At 64.3% G+C, this 14,998-nt stretch carries 12 protein-coding genes; 1 reads left to right on the forward strand and 11 read right to left on the reverse strand.

What is annotated here, in order from left to right; genetic code table 11:
• Positions 1-2: 2 nt before the first annotated feature.
• From QRN36_RS27100 to QRN36_RS27120, 5 genes are all read right to left on the reverse strand, one after another.
• A complete protein-coding gene (locus tag QRN36_RS27100; protein WP_285426796.1) occupies positions 3-2,009 on the reverse strand; it encodes a DUF3488 and DUF4129 domain-containing transglutaminase family protein in 2,007 nt (668 codons plus the stop codon).
• Positions 2,010-2,022: 13 nt separating this feature from the next.
• Entirely contained in the window at positions 2,023-2,979 is a 957-nt protein-coding gene (locus QRN36_RS27105; RefSeq protein WP_285426797.1) for a DUF58 domain-containing protein, read from the reverse strand.
• A complete protein-coding gene (locus QRN36_RS27110) occupies positions 2,976-3,893 on the reverse strand; it encodes a MoxR family ATPase (RefSeq protein WP_285426798.1) in 918 nt (305 codons plus the stop codon). Before QRN36_RS27110 ends, QRN36_RS27105 begins: the two co-directional genes overlap by 4 nt.
• Before the next feature lie 191 nt (positions 3,894-4,084).
• On the reverse strand, positions 4,085-4,363 hold the full coding sequence (locus QRN36_RS27115) for a hypothetical protein (RefSeq protein WP_093459191.1): 279 nt from the start codon (positions 4,361-4,363) through the stop codon (positions 4,085-4,087).
• A 155-nt stretch (positions 4,364-4,518) separates the two neighbouring features.
• Positions 4,519-4,911, reverse strand: a complete 393-nt coding sequence (locus tag QRN36_RS27120; RefSeq protein ID WP_093459192.1) for a tautomerase family protein — start codon at positions 4,909-4,911, stop codon at positions 4,519-4,521.
• A 243-nt stretch (positions 4,912-5,154) separates the two neighbouring features.
• On the opposite strand from QRN36_RS27120, the gene QRN36_RS27125 reads away from it, so the two are divergent.
• Positions 5,155-6,213 carry a patatin-like phospholipase family protein gene (locus tag QRN36_RS27125; protein ID WP_285426799.1) on the forward strand — a complete coding sequence of 353 codons (1,059 nt, stop codon included), beginning with the start codon at positions 5,155-5,157 and terminating at the stop codon, positions 6,211-6,213.
• 24 nt (positions 6,214-6,237) lie between these two features.
• Here QRN36_RS27125 and QRN36_RS27130 read toward each other — a convergent pair whose 3' ends face one another.
• The 6 genes from QRN36_RS27130 to kdpF form a co-directional block, all read right to left on the reverse strand.
• Positions 6,238-6,927, reverse strand: a complete 690-nt coding sequence (locus tag QRN36_RS27130) for a response regulator (RefSeq protein WP_285426800.1) — start codon at positions 6,925-6,927, stop codon at positions 6,238-6,240.
• 57 nt (positions 6,928-6,984) lie between these two features.
• A complete protein-coding gene (locus QRN36_RS27135; RefSeq protein ID WP_285426801.1) occupies positions 6,985-9,642 on the reverse strand; it encodes a sensor histidine kinase KdpD in 2,658 nt (885 codons plus the stop codon).
• Positions 9,643-9,825: 183 nt separating this feature from the next.
• Positions 9,826-10,392: a potassium-transporting ATPase subunit KdpC gene (kdpC, locus tag QRN36_RS27140; protein ID WP_285426802.1), complete on the reverse strand. Its 567-nt coding sequence runs from the start codon at positions 10,390-10,392 to the stop codon at positions 9,826-9,828.
• 63 nt (positions 10,393-10,455) lie between these two features.
• Entirely contained in the window at positions 10,456-12,525 is a 2,070-nt protein-coding gene (kdpB, locus tag QRN36_RS27145; protein ID WP_285426803.1) for a potassium-transporting ATPase subunit KdpB, read from the reverse strand.
• 9 nt (positions 12,526-12,534) lie between these two features.
• Complete coding sequence (kdpA, locus tag QRN36_RS27150; protein WP_285426804.1) at positions 12,535-14,229, reverse strand: potassium-transporting ATPase subunit KdpA; 1,695 nt, start codon at positions 14,227-14,229, stop codon at positions 12,535-12,537.
• A gap of 5 nt (positions 14,230-14,234) precedes the next feature.
• Positions 14,235-14,330 carry a K(+)-transporting ATPase subunit F gene (gene kdpF / locus QRN36_RS27155; RefSeq protein ID WP_037009437.1) on the reverse strand — a complete coding sequence of 32 codons (96 nt, stop codon included), beginning with the start codon at positions 14,328-14,330 and terminating at the stop codon, positions 14,235-14,237.
• Between the last annotated feature and the right edge of the window lie 668 nt (positions 14,331-14,998).

Here is a 14,998-nt window from a genome sequence, read left to right on the forward strand (position 1 = left end):
CCTTATGAATGTGGCTGCTTGCCCCTGACCGTGGACAAGCGCCATGGCAAGCTGCGTCGCAGGCGTTTCAAGCGGCGCCGCAATTGCGCCGCCGAGCCGGACGCGCCGGCATAACGCTGGGCCTGGAACTCATCGACAAAGCCCTCGATCGCTTCGGCGTGCTGGGGAAAATGCAGCGCCGCGCGCCGGGCAAAAGCCTGAGCGCCCTCGCCCTGTTGACGCTTGAGACCATGGCGTGCGAGCAACCGTTCGAAGCGATTGAACAGGCGCAGCTGAGAATCGCTTTCCCGACGCCAGGGCTTGAGCAGCCACAACGCCAGCAGCCCGAGAATCGCCAGGCCGGAGCCCGCGAACACCGGCGCCTGGACGCCGGAGAACCAGCGACCCAGCACCTGCAACTGCTGCTGGCCCTGATAGCCGAGCACCCAGCGCTGCCAGCCATAATTGAGGTTATCCCAACTCATGCGCAGGGCATTGACCCAGGCCAGATGCCGATAGCGCAACGCTGACATGGGTGAATCAGCAAGAAACTCCTCGCCCGAAGCCAGCGCCTGTTCCAGCCCCTGTTCGATGCGTGCAGGTGCCACCGCGGCGGTCGGGTCGACGCTGCGCCACCCGACGCCAGCCTGCCAATACTCGACCCAGGCATGCGCATCGAATTGCCGCACGCTGATGTAATTGCCGTCCGGGTTCAGCTCGCCGCCCTGGTAGCCGGCCACTACGCGCGCCGGGATACCCGCAGCGCGCAGGGCGAAGGTCATCGCCCCGGCATAATGCGCGCAGAAGCCGCTGCGGCTGGCGAACAGGAAATCATCGATGCTGTTGGGGCCAAGCGTCGGTGGCTTGAGTGTGTAATGGAACGGCTGCTCGGTGAAGTACGACAGCATGGCGTCCACCAGCGCATCCGTCCTGGGGTAGCGACGATGCAGATCGGCGGCCCATTCGCGGGCCTCGGGATTGCCTTTGGCGGGCAGTTGCAAAGCCTGCGAACGGGCGCTGTCACTGAGCGTGGTTTCGCGGACAGCGTCGGGCCATGACACAACGTTGTAGAGCATCGACTGCTCGACCGGACGTCGGCGCTGCCAGCGAAAATCGCTCATCTGCCGCGCGCCGGCCAGGTCGGTCTGCCCGACGTCCATCGTCATCAGCCAGGGTTTGCCGGTGGGCTCCAGCACGATGCTGTAATGGATCTGCTCGCCCGCACGACGCCAGTCCGGCGCGTCCGGCACCTGCGCGCGGGACGATTGCGACCAGCGCCGGCCGTCGAACTGCTCCAGCGTCAGGCCGCGCCAGTACTGCTGGCTGCGCGGTGGCACGGGGCCGTCGAAACTGGCCCGAAACACCAGCGAGGCCGACTTGCTCAACTCGGCGATGTCCCCCGGCGCCATGCTGTCGGACAATCCCGTCAAGGCCTTGTTGCTGGGCTGCGGCAGCGACCAGAGCGGGTCCAGTCGAGGAAAGAACAGAAACAACAGCAGCATCAGCGGCACCGCCTGCAGCAACAGCTTGGTGGCGAGCATCAGCGTGCCCGCAGGCTTGCTTGCAAGGTTCGACTGCTGCAGGCCGATCAGCGCTGCCAGCAGTGTCGCGATCGGCAGCAGCGTGAACAGCCCCCACAGCAGCGCATCCTCGAACAGGTAGCCCACCGCTACGCAAAAGAAGCCCAGAAAGATGAGCACCAGCGCATCGCGTCGGGTCTGCATTTCGAGCATCTTCAGGATGAACGCCGCGATCAGCAGCGCCGCGCCGGCGTCCAGCCCGATCAGGCTGCCACGCGCCAGGAAGATGCCGCCCGCAGTGCCGACCAACAGGCTCGACTTGATCCACGTGCCGGGCATGCGCACGCGCATGCGGAAGATTTGAATGCGCCAGAACGTGCAGACCAGCCACAGAATGATCAGTGCCACGGGCACGTGCAGCGCGAACGGCACAATCACCAGCGCCTGCGCGATCAGCAGCCAGTTCAGGCTGATCCGCGGAATCGGCTGGGCCAGTTGGGTCGAGGTCATGGCGATGCCCCGTTCATGCCCGCACGCCATACAGGGCGAGCTGGCGCAGGCAGGCTTCGCGATGAGCATCGCCACTGTCCACCGCCGAGAGAGAATTGGGCAGGCGCAGCGCAAACGGCTGTTGGCGCTGGGACAGTTCCAGAACCCAGTAGCACAAGCGCGACAGGCGCTCCTCGATGTCACCGCCCAGGGCCATGAAGTCCAGGCACAGGTCATGGCCGCTCAGATCGCTGAATTCCTTGACCATCAGGCCTTGCCCGCGCGACCAGGCTTTCCAGTGCATGCGCCGCATCGAGTCGCCGGGCTGCCACGGGCGCAGTCCCTGATAATCATCGACGCCCTGACCCTGAGTGGCCTGACCGTCGTCCTGCGCATGGGGTTGCACGCCCTGCAGCAGCGGCATCGTTCCGGCCACCGGGCGCGGGTAGATCAACACCGTCTGCTCCAGATCGAGCCAGGTCCAGGCACGAAAGATCCCCAGCGGAAACACACTCTCCACGCGCAGACGCGGCGCGCGCAGCCAGCCACGGTTGAGCGCCGGCAGCGTCAGGGCGAGCTCCACCTGACGCTCGGCCTCGACGTCGGTCTGCTCCAGCTGTTCGCTGTCCCAACCCAGCGCAATGGCCTGATGGCCACGTTCGGCGCTTTCCAGCCGCAGGCGCAGTTGCACCGGCTCGCCGACGAACACCGAGCGCGCATTGCCGGCGCTGAAGATCAGCCCGCTGAAATTGCGATACGTATGAAGAATGGCGAGCACGCCGACCGACAGCATGAGGAAGGTCAGCCCGTAGGCGAGGCTGTTCTGGTAATTGATCGACACCAGCAGCAGCAGAAACAGCACGAACGCGTAAGTGCCGCCGACCCGGGTCGGCAGGATGAAAATTCGGCGGTGATCCAGCTCGATCCGCGAAGCGGGAGGAATGCGACGTCCTACCCAGCGCTGCCAGACCGGTTTGAACTGTTCGATCAAAGCACCGGCACCTCACGCAGCAGCCATTGAACCAACGCCCCGCCGCCGTGCCCGGTGGGGTCCGTACGCTCGCGCAGGCGATGCCCGATCACGGCAGGGAGAATCGCCTGAACGTCTTCTGGGATCACATAATCGCGGCCGGTCAGCAGGGCCCACGCCCGCGCCGCCGACAGAATCGCCAGACTCGCCCGGGGCGAAAGGCCGTAGGCGAACTGCGGCTGGCTGCGCGTGGCATCCACCAGCCGCAGCACGTAATCCACCAGCGCGTCGCTGGCGCGCACCTGCCGTGCTTCTTCCTGCAAGGCCGCCAGCCCGGCGTGATCGAGGATCGGCTCGATACGCGGCAACAGCTCGCGCCGGGACTCGCCCAACAACAACGCTCGCTCCGCCGACCGGGCCGGATACCCCAGCGACAGACGCATCAGAAAACGATCCAGCTGGGACTCGGGCAAGGCGAAGGTACCGCCCTGGCTGAAGGGGTTCTGCGTGGCGATGACGAAGAAAGGCTCGGGCAGCAAACGGGTCGCGCCCTCAATCGTCACCTGGCCTTCTTCCATGGCTTCGAGCAGTGCGCTCTGGCTTTTTGGCGTGGCGCGGTTGATCTCGTCCGCCAACACCAGTTCGGCGAAGATCGGCCCCGGATGGAAGGTGAACTGCCCGGTTTCCCGGTCGAAAATCGAAGTACCGAGGATGTCGCCCGGTAGCAGGTCGGAGGTGAACTGGATCCGCTGGAAGCTAAGACCCAGCACCCGCGCGAGGGTATGGCTGAGCGTGGTTTTGCCCATGCCGGGCAAATCTTCGATCAGCAGATGGCCGCCGCCCAGCAGGCATGTCATCGCCAGGCGAACCTGTGGCTCCTTGCCCAGCACCACTTCATTGATCGCGTTTAGACACGCATCCAGTTTTCTGCCCATCGGAAGGCCTCCCCAGGCGACTGCTTATGGCTAGTAGGACTGCAGAAGATGCCAGACGTGCAGCCACTTTAAAGTCAGCGTAGGCGTTTTCGCCAGCGCGCAGGAAGGGATTGGGAAGGATTTATTCTGAAGCGGCTGTGGAAGTGAGCGTGCCTACTCCCACAGCGCCGGGCGAGGCGTTTGGAACCGGTTTACCGTCCGGCGCGGGACTCACGAATGTAGAAGCGGGCTTTTTCAGCCTTTTCCGAGCAACCTTCGAACGCTTCGAACTGCTGCTGGGTCTTCGCGCCGGTCAACAACGACAGGGCCTTGGAGTAACTGACCGTGCCTGCAAAGCCTTCGGCCTTGGCCAGATCCAGCTCGTGCCAGGCGGCATCGAGTTGCGTGCCGCAGGTATCGCGGTAAGCGGTTTTACCGGCGCAACCAGTGAGAACCAACGCCAACAGGGGCAGGCAGATCCACGCTTTCATGGGGTGTTACCTCAACAATGGAAATCGACGATGCCGGTTTGACGGTAGCGCGATGCAAAAGTGCCATACCGGGACGCCGCAGCGTATCCGATTCTGCGACCGGCTTGGCAACATGACGGGTGAGTCATCCTCCAAGCCGGTTTCCACCCCCGGCGTTACGGTGCGGGGGCGTAGTGCATGTCGCCATTGCCGAACGACCAGTTCTCGCGTTTGGTTTCCACCAGGTTGATCCACACATCTTCCTGTCGCAGACCAGTGCGCTCATGAATCCCCTGCGCCACCGCCTTGTAGAACGCCTTCTTGACCTCGGTCGTACGCCCCTCATTCCAGGTGATCTGGATGAACACGATGTCCGGCGTGTAAGTGACGCCCAGATACCCTTCGGCGGGATAGACCAGCTCCTCGGCAGTATGACGGTGGATGATCTGAAACCGGTCGTGCTCGGGCACGCTGGCGGTGGTGCGCATCGCCTGGTAGATGACATCGCCGATGGCGGCAATGGTCTGGGCAGGTGTCTGAGCGGCAACATCGATTCTGACGAGGGGCATGGCGCGATCCTTTTTTGTGGTTGAAATGGCGGACGGTCTGGGTACGTGACCCGGCTGCTGATGCCCACACGCTATGCCTGGCGCCGGATTTGAGCAAGCGAATTTAGCGGGCGATCGTCATCTTGATGGGCCATGCGATCTGCAGCGCATTGCAGGCACTATCCCTGAGGAGGATGTACAACAGCAGATGATTCGCGGCAGCCTTGGGCGTAGGGTAGAACCTTTGCGGCGGGGGGCAGGCAAATGAAAAAACGAATCGCGCTGGTGCTGGGATCCGGCGGTGCCAGAGGCTATGCGCATATCGGGGTGATCGAAGAACTGGAGCGCCGCGGTTACGACATCGCCTGCATCGCCGGCTGTTCGATGGGCGCGGTGGTTGGCGGGATTTACGCGGCCGGCAAGCTGCCCGAGTACAAGGCGTGGATCGAGAGTCTCGACTACCTCGATGTGCTGCGGCTGGTGGACGTGAGTTTCCGCCTGGGCGCCATTCGCGGCGAAAAGGTCTTCGGCAAGATTCGCGAGATCGTCGGCGAGGTCAACATCGAGGACCTGCGCATTCCCTACACCGCCGTGGCCACCGACCTCACCAACCAACAGGAAATCTGGTTTCAGGAAGGTAATCTGCATTCGGCGATGCGCGCTTCGGCGGCCATTCCGAGCCTGTTCACCCCTGTGGTTCAGGGCAATCGCACGCTGGTCGACGGCGGCTTGCTCAACCCGTTGCCGATCGTGCCGGTGGTGTCCAGCCACTGCGACCTGATCGTTGCGGTCAACCTCAACTCGACCAACCAGAAGCATTACCAGTTGCCGGTGATCGAGCGACCGCCCGCAGTGAAGAAGCGCTTCGACAGCCTGATCAACTCCATCGGCTCGCACCTGCCGTTCCGGCGCAAACTGGAGGTCGCGGGCGGCGACGTGCTGCGGCTGCAGCAGGGCAGCCTCAAGGCCACGGCTGCGACGATCGCCAATCCGTGGCTGGCGGGCGACAGCGAGTCTGCCGATCCTAAGGGCCAGCAACCTGCCGCTGCGCCACAGGCCGCGGGCGCGCCGAAGTCCGCCAGCGGCTCGATCATCGTCGACAACGTCGGGCCCGCCTCCCTGCTCGACCTGATCAACCAGAGCTTCGAAGTCATGCAGACGTCGTTGGCGCAATACAAGATTGCCGGTTATCCGCCGGACATCCTGATCAACGTGCCCAAGCGGGTCTGCCGGTTCTTCGAGTTCTACAAGGCGCCGGAACTGATCGCCCTGGGTCGGGAAATCGCCCGGGATACGCTGGACCGCTACGAGCGGGAGCATTGAGCGTCCCGGCCGTGGCGACGCGGATCAGCCTTCCATCAACCGATACCCCACGCCCGCCTCGGTGACGATGAAGCGTGGCGCGGCCGGATCGTCCGCCAGTTTCTGACGCAGGTGGCCGACCACGATGCGCAGGTAATGGGTGTCTTCCACGTGGGTCGGGCCCCAGATGTCCTTGAGCAGTTGCTGCTGGGTGATGACCCGGCCCGGATGTCGCGCCAGTTGCGCCAGCACCGCATATTCCTTGCGAGTCAGCGCGACTTCAACGCCGTCCAGCGACACCCGCCGATAGGCCAGATCGACCGTCAGCGGCCCAATCACCAGCGCCGCTTCCACTTTTCCGCTCTCCGGCGCCTGACGCAACAACGCGCGGATGCGCGCCAGAAACTCCTGAATGCCGAACGGCTTGGTCACGTAGTCGTTGGCGCCGGAGTCCAGCGCACGCACCTTCTCGCCTTCGCTGGCGCGCACCGACAGCACCAGCACCGGCACCGCCGACCACTCGCGGAACTGGCTCAGCACCTCCTGGCCGTCCATGTCGGGCAAGCCCAGGTCCAGCACCAGCAGATCGGGTTTGTTCAGCGCCGCTTGCGTCAGACCTTCACTGCCAGTGCCGGCTTCCAGCACTTTGTAGCCTTGTGATGCGAGGCTGATCCGCAGGAATTTGCGAATTTGCGGCTCGTCATCGATCACCAGAATGGTCGCCGTCTGGCTCATGCTTTTCCCGTTACTCGTCAGATTCGATTACAAAACAGCAGCGTACCCGGCAAACGATCAGACCGCCTGCTCGATTTCAGCCTGAGGCTGCGCTTGCAGCGGCAAATGCAGGCTGATGCACGTGCCGCGGCCTTCGATGCCGTCCGCGACACTGATGCGTCCGCCATGGGCGCCGACCATGCCCTGACAGATCGCCAGCCCGAGCCCAGTGCCCTGCCCGCCCCGGTCGCCCCGTGCGGCGGTGTAAAACATGTCGAAAATCTTCGCCCGCTCGTCTTCGGGAATGCCCGGCCCTTCATCGCTGACGGCGAACACCAGTTCGTCCGCCTCGACCCGCACGGCCATCTGCAGGCGACCGTGAACCGGCGAAAAGCGTGCGGCATTTTCCAGCACGTTGATCAGCGCCTGCTCGATCAGCGCGGCATGCACATAGAGCAGCGGCAGCTCAAGCGGCACATCGGTCTCGACGTGCAGCGGCGCCAGCACCGCGCGCAGTCGATTCAGCGCGCTGCCGACGATGTCTCCAGGCGAGACCCAGTCGCGCGCCAGCTTCAATGCGCCGTGGCCCAGCCGGGTCATGTCCAGCAGGTTCTGGATGTAGCGATCCAGCCGCTCGGCCTCATCGCGCGTGCCTTCGAGCAACTCGCGCCGGTCTTCCAGCGGGATCGCTTCACCCAGTGCCAACAGGCTGTCGATGCTGCCGCGCATGGCCGTCAACGGGGTGCGCAGGTCGTGTGACACCGAAGCCAGCAACGCGCTGCGCAGTTGTTCGGTTTCGCCGTGCAGACGCGCGGCCTCCAGATCCTGCGCCAGGCGTGCGCGCGCCAGTGCCTGCCCGAGCGGCTGGCTGAGTGCGCCCAGCAGGCGCCGACGCTGGGGGCTGAAGCTCTGCCCTTCTCGCGGCCTGACGCCGAGCAGCGCCAACGGTGCATCGTCGACCCACAATGGCAGCCACCACCAGTTGCCCGACGGCAGCGTGCCGGTGCCCCGACCTGCCGGCTGGCCGTGCTGCCAGGCCCAGTCGGCGGCCGCGCGCTCGGACCCGGAAAACTCCAGCGAGCCCCCGACTTCGGTTTTCCAGCCCTGCTGACCATCGCGGTCCAGCACGCAGATCTGTAATTCGCGCCAGTCGGCCAGATGGTGCTCCGCCGCGCTGAGCACTGCCTGGCGATCGGTGGCGGCGGTCAGGCGCTTGGACAGGTCAAGCAGCTCGCTGGTCTCTTCCTGGGTGTCGCGCAGCGCCTGCAGCTGACGCCGCTGGCGAGCGGCGAGATTGCCGGTCAGCGCCGCCATCAACAGGAAAAACAACAGCGTCAGCACGTCTTCTTCGCGCTGGATGCTCAAGGAAAAATTGGGCGGTATGAACAGAAAGTCATAGGCCAGAAACGACAGCACCGAGCAGACCATCGCAGGGCCCACGCTGCTGCGCACCGCCACCAGCAGCACGGCGGCGAGGAAGACCAGCGAGATGTTCGGCAACGCGAGGACGCTGGACACCGCCCATGCCAGCGCACTGGCCCCCAGAGTGGCCAGCACGGCCAGCAGATAATCGAACCAGACGAGTGGGTGCGGTGAAGCCGAGCGGGCCTGATCGGGCCGCGCTTCGCTGTCGAGCACGTTGATCTCCAGGCCATGGGCGTTGCGCAGCAGTCGCGAGGCCAGGCCGCCACCGAACAGCCGACGCCGCAGCAACGGCCGCGACTGACCGACCAGCACCAGACTGGCGCGGCGCTCAGCGGCATGCTGGATAAGGGTTTTCGCCACCTCGGGCGCACGCAGCACCACGACTTCTCCGCCCAGCCGCTCGGCAAGCTGTTGCGCGCTCTGCAGACGACTGCGTGCCAGCTCGTCGAAGAAGCGGCCGTTGTCGACGTGCACCAGGCTCCACGGCAAGTGCCGCCGCTGAGCGACCCGGCTGGCGTGGCGGACCAGTCGCTCGGCCTGATCGTCGCCGTCGATGCCCACCAGCAAACGGCCTCGCACCGCAGGCGCGGCCTGCCCCATCTGGCGATAGCCCAGCGCCAGATCATTGTCCACCTGAGCGGCCGCCGTCTGCATCGCCAGTTCACGCAGGGCCGTCAGATTGGTCTGGGTAAAAAACGCGTCGATGGCCGCGCGCGCCTGCTCGGGCACATACACCTTGCCATCGCGCAGACGCTCCAGCAGTTCGCGCGGCGGCAGGTCGATCAGCACCAGTTCGTAAGCTTCCTGGAGCACCCAGTCGGGCAGCGTTTCGCGCACCTGCACGCCGGTGATGCCGCGAACCTGATCGTTGAGGCTTTCCAGATGCTGCACGTTGACCGTGGTGTAAACGTCGATGCCGGCCGACAACAGCTCCTGAATATCCTGCCAGCGCTTGGCGTGTCGGCTGCCGGGCGCGTTGGTGTGCGCCAGTTCGTCGACCAGCACCAGTTTGGGCCGGGCCAGCAGCAGGCCGTCCAGGTCCATTTCTTCGAGCATCACGCCGCGGTATTCGCTGCGCAGCATCGGTTGCTGAGGCAGGCCGACGAGCAAGGACTCGGTCTCGGCGCGGCCGTGAGTTTCGACCACACCCACGCGCAGCACCACGCCCTGGCGCAGCTGCGTGTGGGCGGCCTGAAGCATGGCGTAGGTCTTGCCCACGCCCGGCGCAGCGCCCAGGAACACCTTCAACCGGCCTCGGTCGTCCCGGGGCAGATCGGCCAGCAAGGCGTCCGCGCGGCTGTTTGAGTTCACGAAGGTTGTCCTGTTGCAATGACCCGATTCAAAGTGTGCTTCCCGGTGCCTGATAAACCAATAATTGCAGGAGCGAGCTTGCTCGCGAAGAGGCAAGTACATTCAGCAAAGATGCGTCGCCTGAACCTCAGTCTTCGCGAGCAAGCTCGCCGCCACTGCTGCGTTGTGCAGTGACTCTGCCAATCAATTCACGACTTTGCCAGACGGCAATGCTTCCAGGCTCTGGTTCAGCGCCAGCACATTGACCACGGGCGGGCCGATCAGCGGGTTGTAGGTGTTGGCCGCTATGAGTTTGTGCACCGAATCGCGCGGCAGATGACGCGCCGCAGCAATTCGCGCTACCTGATAATCCGCCGCTTCTGGCGACAGGTGCGGGTCCAGACCGCTGCCGGAGGTGGTCAGCAGGTTCAGCGGCACCGGCCCCTGGTTATCGACCTTTTGCTTCGCGGCCTCGTCGCCGATGCGTGTCGCCAGCGCCGGGTTGCTTGGCGACAGGTTGCTCGCCCCGCTCGCGACGGTGGCATAAGCGCCGGCGGACGGACGCGGACGAAACCATTGTTCGCCGCTGAAATCCTGCGCAATCAGTTCCGAGCCCCGGACTTTGTCCTGATCGTCGTACACCAGGCTGCCATTGGCCTGTTCCGGGAAGGCCACTTGCGCAACACCGGTGAGCACCAGCGGATAAGCCACGCCGGTGATCAGGGTCATCAGGACGATCAGGCTCACGGCCGGACGCAATACACTGGACATCATTCATTCCTCATTCGAAAAAGGTGACTGCGGGCATGGGCCGCCCGCAGTGCAGGCAGTCGGTCAAACCAGGTGCAACGCCGTCAGCAGCAGGTCGATGGCCTTGATCCCCACGAACGGCACGACGATCCCGCCCAGCCCGTAGACCAGCAGGTTGCGTCGCAGCAGGTGCGCCGCACTGGCCGCCTGCACGCGCACGCCACGCAGTGCCAGTGGAATCAGCACTACGATGATCAACGCGTTGAAGACGATCGCCGAGAGAATCGCGCTCTGCGGGCTGGCCAAGTGCATGATGTTGAGCACACCCAGTTGCGGATAGATGGCCGCGAACAGTGCCGGCAGGATCGCGAAGTATTTCGCCACGTCGTTGGCAATCGAGAACGTGGTCAGTGCGCCGCGGGTAACCAGCAACTCCTTGCCGATCTGCACCACGTCGAGCAGCTTGGTCGGATCGCTGTCCAGATCCACCATATTCGCCGCTTCGCGTGCAGCCTGAGTGCCATCGTTCATTGCCATGCCGACGTCAGCCTGGGCCAGCGCGGGGGCGTCGTTGGCGCCGTCGCCGCACATCGCCACCAGACGACCGTCGTTCTGTTCCTGACGAATGCGCTCGAGTTTCTTCTCCGGCGTGGCCTCGGCGATGACGTCGTCGACGCCCGCTTCGGCAGCAATCGCAGCAGCGGTCAGCGGGTTATCGCCCGTCACCATCACCGTGCGGATCCCCAGCTTGCGCAACTCGTCGAACCGCTCGCGAATCCCCGGCTTGACCACGTCCTTGAGGTGAACGGCGCCCAACAGTTTGCCGTCGCCGCACACCAGCAGCGGCGTGCCGCCGGTCTTGGCGATCTTGTCGATCTCGCGGGACAGGGTCAGCGGCAGATCGGCGCGGTCGCGGCCGAGGAACTTGAGCAGAGAATCGACCGCCCCCTTGCGGTACACGCGGCCGTCGTAGTCGATGCCGGACAGGCGCGTTTCGGCGCTGAACGGCACCGCCATCACCTGACCGGGCGATGGCTCGTTCATCGGGTGCAGCGCGCGCAGGTATTCGACGATCGACTTGCCTTCGGCGGTGTCGTCGGCCAGCGAGGCCAGCAACGTGCCTTCGGCCAGCTCCTTGGCGCTCACGCCGGGCGCGGCATAGACCGCGGCGCAGCGACGGTTGCCGAACGTGATGGTGCCGGTCTTGTCCAGCAGCAGCACATGGACGTCGCCCGCTGCCTCCACCGCGCGGCCGGACTTGGCGATGACGTTCAGGCGCACCAGACGGTCCATGCCTGCAATGCCGATCGCCGACAGCAGCCCGCCGATGGTGGTCGGAATCAGCGTGACCAGCAGCGCCACCAGGAACACCAGCGGCAGGCTACCGCCGGCAAAGTGGGCGAACGGCTGGAGGGTGACGACCACCAGCAGGAAAATCAGGGTCAGGCCGATCAGCAGGATGTCCAGTGCCACCTCGTTGGGGGTTTTCTGGCGCTTGGCGCCTTCGACCAGCGCAATCATGCGGTCCAGCGTCGACTCGCCGGGATTGGCGCTGATCCGCACCAGCAACCAGTCGGACACCAGCCGGGTATTGCCGGTGACCGCCGAGCGGTCGCCGCCGGACTCGCGGATCACCGGCGCGGACTCGCCGGTAATCGCCGCTTCGTTGACCGCTGCGATGCCTTCGATGACCTCGCCGTCACCGGGAATCAACTCCCCCGCTTCCACGCGCACCACGTCACCCTTGCGCAACGCGCTGGCGTTGACCATCAGAAAGCCGCCCGTCGCGCCTTTGAGTCGAGCCTTGAGGCCGTCCGTACCGGCTTTCAGGCTGTCAGCGCGGGCCTTGCCGCGCCCTTCAGCCAAGGCTTCGGCGAAGTTGGCGAACAGCACGGTAAACCACAGCCAGACCGCAATCTGCACGGCGACGAAGGTTGGCACGGCCGGATTGGGGATCAGGCACAGAATGGTGGTGAGGATGGCGGTCAGTTCGACCACCAGCATGACCGGTGCGCGTTGCAGCTGACGGGGGTCGAGCTTGACGAACGCCTGAATCAACGCCGGGCGCCAGAGGTCACCGAACCCGGTCTTGACCGGCTCGGCCGCGGCCGGCGCGGGCACAGTGTTTTTGGTCACAGGAGCTTGCATATTCATGTTCAATCCTCAGAAGCCCAGGCTCAGATGTTCGGCAATCGGTCCTAACGCCAGCGTTGGCAGGAACGTCAGGCCGCCCACCAGCAGAATCGTCACGGTCAGCAACGTGACGAACAGCGGGCCATGGGTGGGAAAGCTGTTGAGCCCCAGCGGCGCGGTCTTCTTCGCCGCCAGACTGCCCGCCAGCGCCAGCACCGGCAGGATGTAGCCAAAGCGGCCAATGAACATCGACAGGCTCAGCATCAGGTTGTGGAACAGCGTGTTTGCACTGAAACCGCCGAATGCCGAGCCGTTGTTCGCGGTGGCCGAGGTGTAGGTGTAAAGCAGCTGGCTGAAGCCATGGGCGCCCGGGTTGCTCACCGAGCCGGCAGGCCCTGGCAACGAGGCCGCCAGCGCGCCGAACACCAACACGCCGACTGGCATCACGATCAGCGTCGCAACCAGTAATTTCACCTCGGTGGCCTGAAGTTTCTTGCCCAGGTATTCCGGCGTGCGGCCAATCATCAGCCCGGCGAGGAATACGGCGATCAGCACGTTCAGCAACATCCCGTACAGGCCTGCGCCGACGCCACCGAAGATCACCTCGCCGACCATCATGTTGGCCAGCGCGATCATCCCGGTGAGCGGGTTGAGGCTGTCGTGCATGCCGTTGACCGACCCGTTGGACGCGGCAGTGGTGGTCGCTGCCCACAATACGGTGGCGGTGGTGCCGAAGCGGGTTTCCTTGCCTTCCATCGGCGCGGCCTGCTCGACCGCCGCCAGGTTCAGCGCCGGGTTGGGCTGGTATTCGGCCCACAGCGCGGTCGCGCCGCCAATCAGGAACAGCACGAACATGCAGGCGACGATGGCGCGGCTCTGGCGCATGTCCTTGACGTAATGGCCGAACGTGAACACCAGGGCGACCGGAATCAGGATGATCGACACCAGTTCGAACAGGTTGCTCCAGATGGTCGGGTTCTCGAACGGATGCGCCGAGTTGACGCCGAAGAACCCGCCGCCGTTGGTCCCCAGTTGCTTGATCGCGATCTGACTGGCGGCTGGGCCCAGAGGGATCGTCTGGTCAGCGCCCTGCAGGGTGACCGCGTCGACGTAATGGGCGAAGGTCTGCGGCACGCCCTGCGAGACCAGGAACAGCGCGAGGATGATGCACAGCGGCAGCAGGCCGTACAGCGTGGCGCGGGTCATGTCGGTCCAGAAATTGCCCAGATGCTGAGTCGAGCGTCGACCGATGCCGCGGCAGAATGCGACCAGCACGGCAATACCGGTGGCAGCGCTGACGAAATTCTGCACGGTCAGGCCGGCCATCTGGCTCAGGTAGCTCAGCGACGCTTCGCCGCTGTAGCTCTGCCAGTTGGTGTTGGTGACGAAACTCATGGCAGTGTTGAACGCCAGCGACCACTCCATCCCTGGCAGGCCTTGGGGGTTGAGCGGCAGCGCGCCCTGAAACACGAGAATCGCGAACAGCACGACGAACCCTGCCAGGTTGAACGCCAGCAGGGCCAGGGTGTAGGTCTTCCAGTTGTGCTCAACTGCGGGGTCGACGCCCGACAGTCGATAGCAGATGCGCTCGACCGGCCCCAGCACCGGTGTGAGGAAGGTACGCTGACCTTCCATGACGTTGTAGTAGAACCGCCCAAGCATTGGCGCGGGCAGCAGCACCAACGCGAAAAAAGCCAGAATCAGCAGATAGTCATAACTGTGCATGGCCGTCACTCCTCGACCCGGCCAGCGCGCAGCAACGCCACCAGCAAGTACACGAATAACCCTGCGGCCAACAGCAGAGACACCCCATCCAGAACGCTCATGAAAAACTCTCCGTCATACGGCGACTGCCGTGTGGAGGAATTGTCGTCATGAGGGGTGTAAAGGAACGAGATCGAGGCGTGGCATGCGGCATAAAGAAAGCGTAAAGACTGCCGGTTTTGCTGGGCGTCGAGGCTGGCTCCGCTGTAAAGAACCTGCTCGGCGGGCGCTGGCTGACGCCAAAACGGATTCGGCCCGCGCGAGGCACTTTTTCAGAGCCGGAATGAGGGACATTGCGCCATCAACCGTAGACGCGCAGCCTGCCCCGCGATCTGCCGGGTACCGGCAGCAAAACCTGTGCATGCGCAGTGTCAGACATAACGCGAAATCTGGTTTTACGACTGCTGCGCAGCCGATCGCGGGCAAGCCGCACTCCTACAGGGACCGTGGCGGCTGCTGACTTGTTTTTCCGACGCAACGACCCCTTCGCCATCAACCGTTTTTTTGTATCCCCGCTCTGCCGCGCAGATGACTCACGCGGGGGTGGGAGCTAACAGCGTACCCCGCTGTCAGCTGTAGGAGCGCGGCTTGCCCCGCGATCTGCCGGGTACCGGCAGTGAAACCTGTGCATGCGGAGTGTCAGACATTACGCGGTGGCTGGTTTTACGACTGCTTCGCAGCCGATCGCGGGCAAGCCGCACTCCTACAGGGACCGGGGCGGCTGCTGACT

It is taken from the genome of Pseudomonas sp. efr-133-TYG-103a (genome assembly GCF_030209235.1).
Taxonomy (GTDB): domain Bacteria; phylum Pseudomonadota; class Gammaproteobacteria; order Pseudomonadales; family Pseudomonadaceae; genus Aquipseudomonas.

What these genes read in the sequence shown, in the direction of transcription:
- QRN36_RS27100 (WP_285426796.1), bottom strand. Translation starts at nt 2,009, where the DNA reads ATGACCTCGACCCAACTGGCCCAGCCGATTCCGCGGATCAGCCTGAAC.
- kdpB (WP_285426803.1), bottom strand. Translation starts at nt 12,525, where the DNA reads ATGAATATGCAAGCTCCTGTGACCAAAAACACTGTGCCCGCGCCGGCC.
- kdpF (WP_037009437.1), bottom strand. Translation starts at nt 14,330, where the DNA reads ATGAGCGTTCTGGATGGGGTGTCTCTGCTGTTGGCCGCAGGGTTATTC.
- QRN36_RS27125 (WP_285426799.1), top strand. Translation starts at nt 5,155, where the DNA reads ATGAAAAAACGAATCGCGCTGGTGCTGGGATCCGGCGGTGCCAGAGGC.
- kdpC (WP_285426802.1), bottom strand. Translation starts at nt 10,392, where the DNA reads ATGTCCAGTGTATTGCGTCCGGCCGTGAGCCTGATCGTCCTGATGACC.
- QRN36_RS27115 (WP_093459191.1), bottom strand. Translation starts at nt 4,363, where the DNA reads ATGAAAGCGTGGATCTGCCTGCCCCTGTTGGCGTTGGTTCTCACTGGT.
- kdpA (WP_285426804.1), bottom strand. Translation starts at nt 14,229, where the DNA reads ATGCACAGTTATGACTATCTGCTGATTCTGGCTTTTTTCGCGTTGGTG.
- QRN36_RS27120 (WP_093459192.1), bottom strand. Translation starts at nt 4,911, where the DNA reads ATGCCCCTCGTCAGAATCGATGTTGCCGCTCAGACACCTGCCCAGACC.
- QRN36_RS27130 (WP_285426800.1), bottom strand. Translation starts at nt 6,927, where the DNA reads ATGAGCCAGACGGCGACCATTCTGGTGATCGATGACGAGCCGCAAATT.
- QRN36_RS27110 (WP_285426798.1), bottom strand. Translation starts at nt 3,893, where the DNA reads ATGGGCAGAAAACTGGATGCGTGTCTAAACGCGATCAATGAAGTGGTG.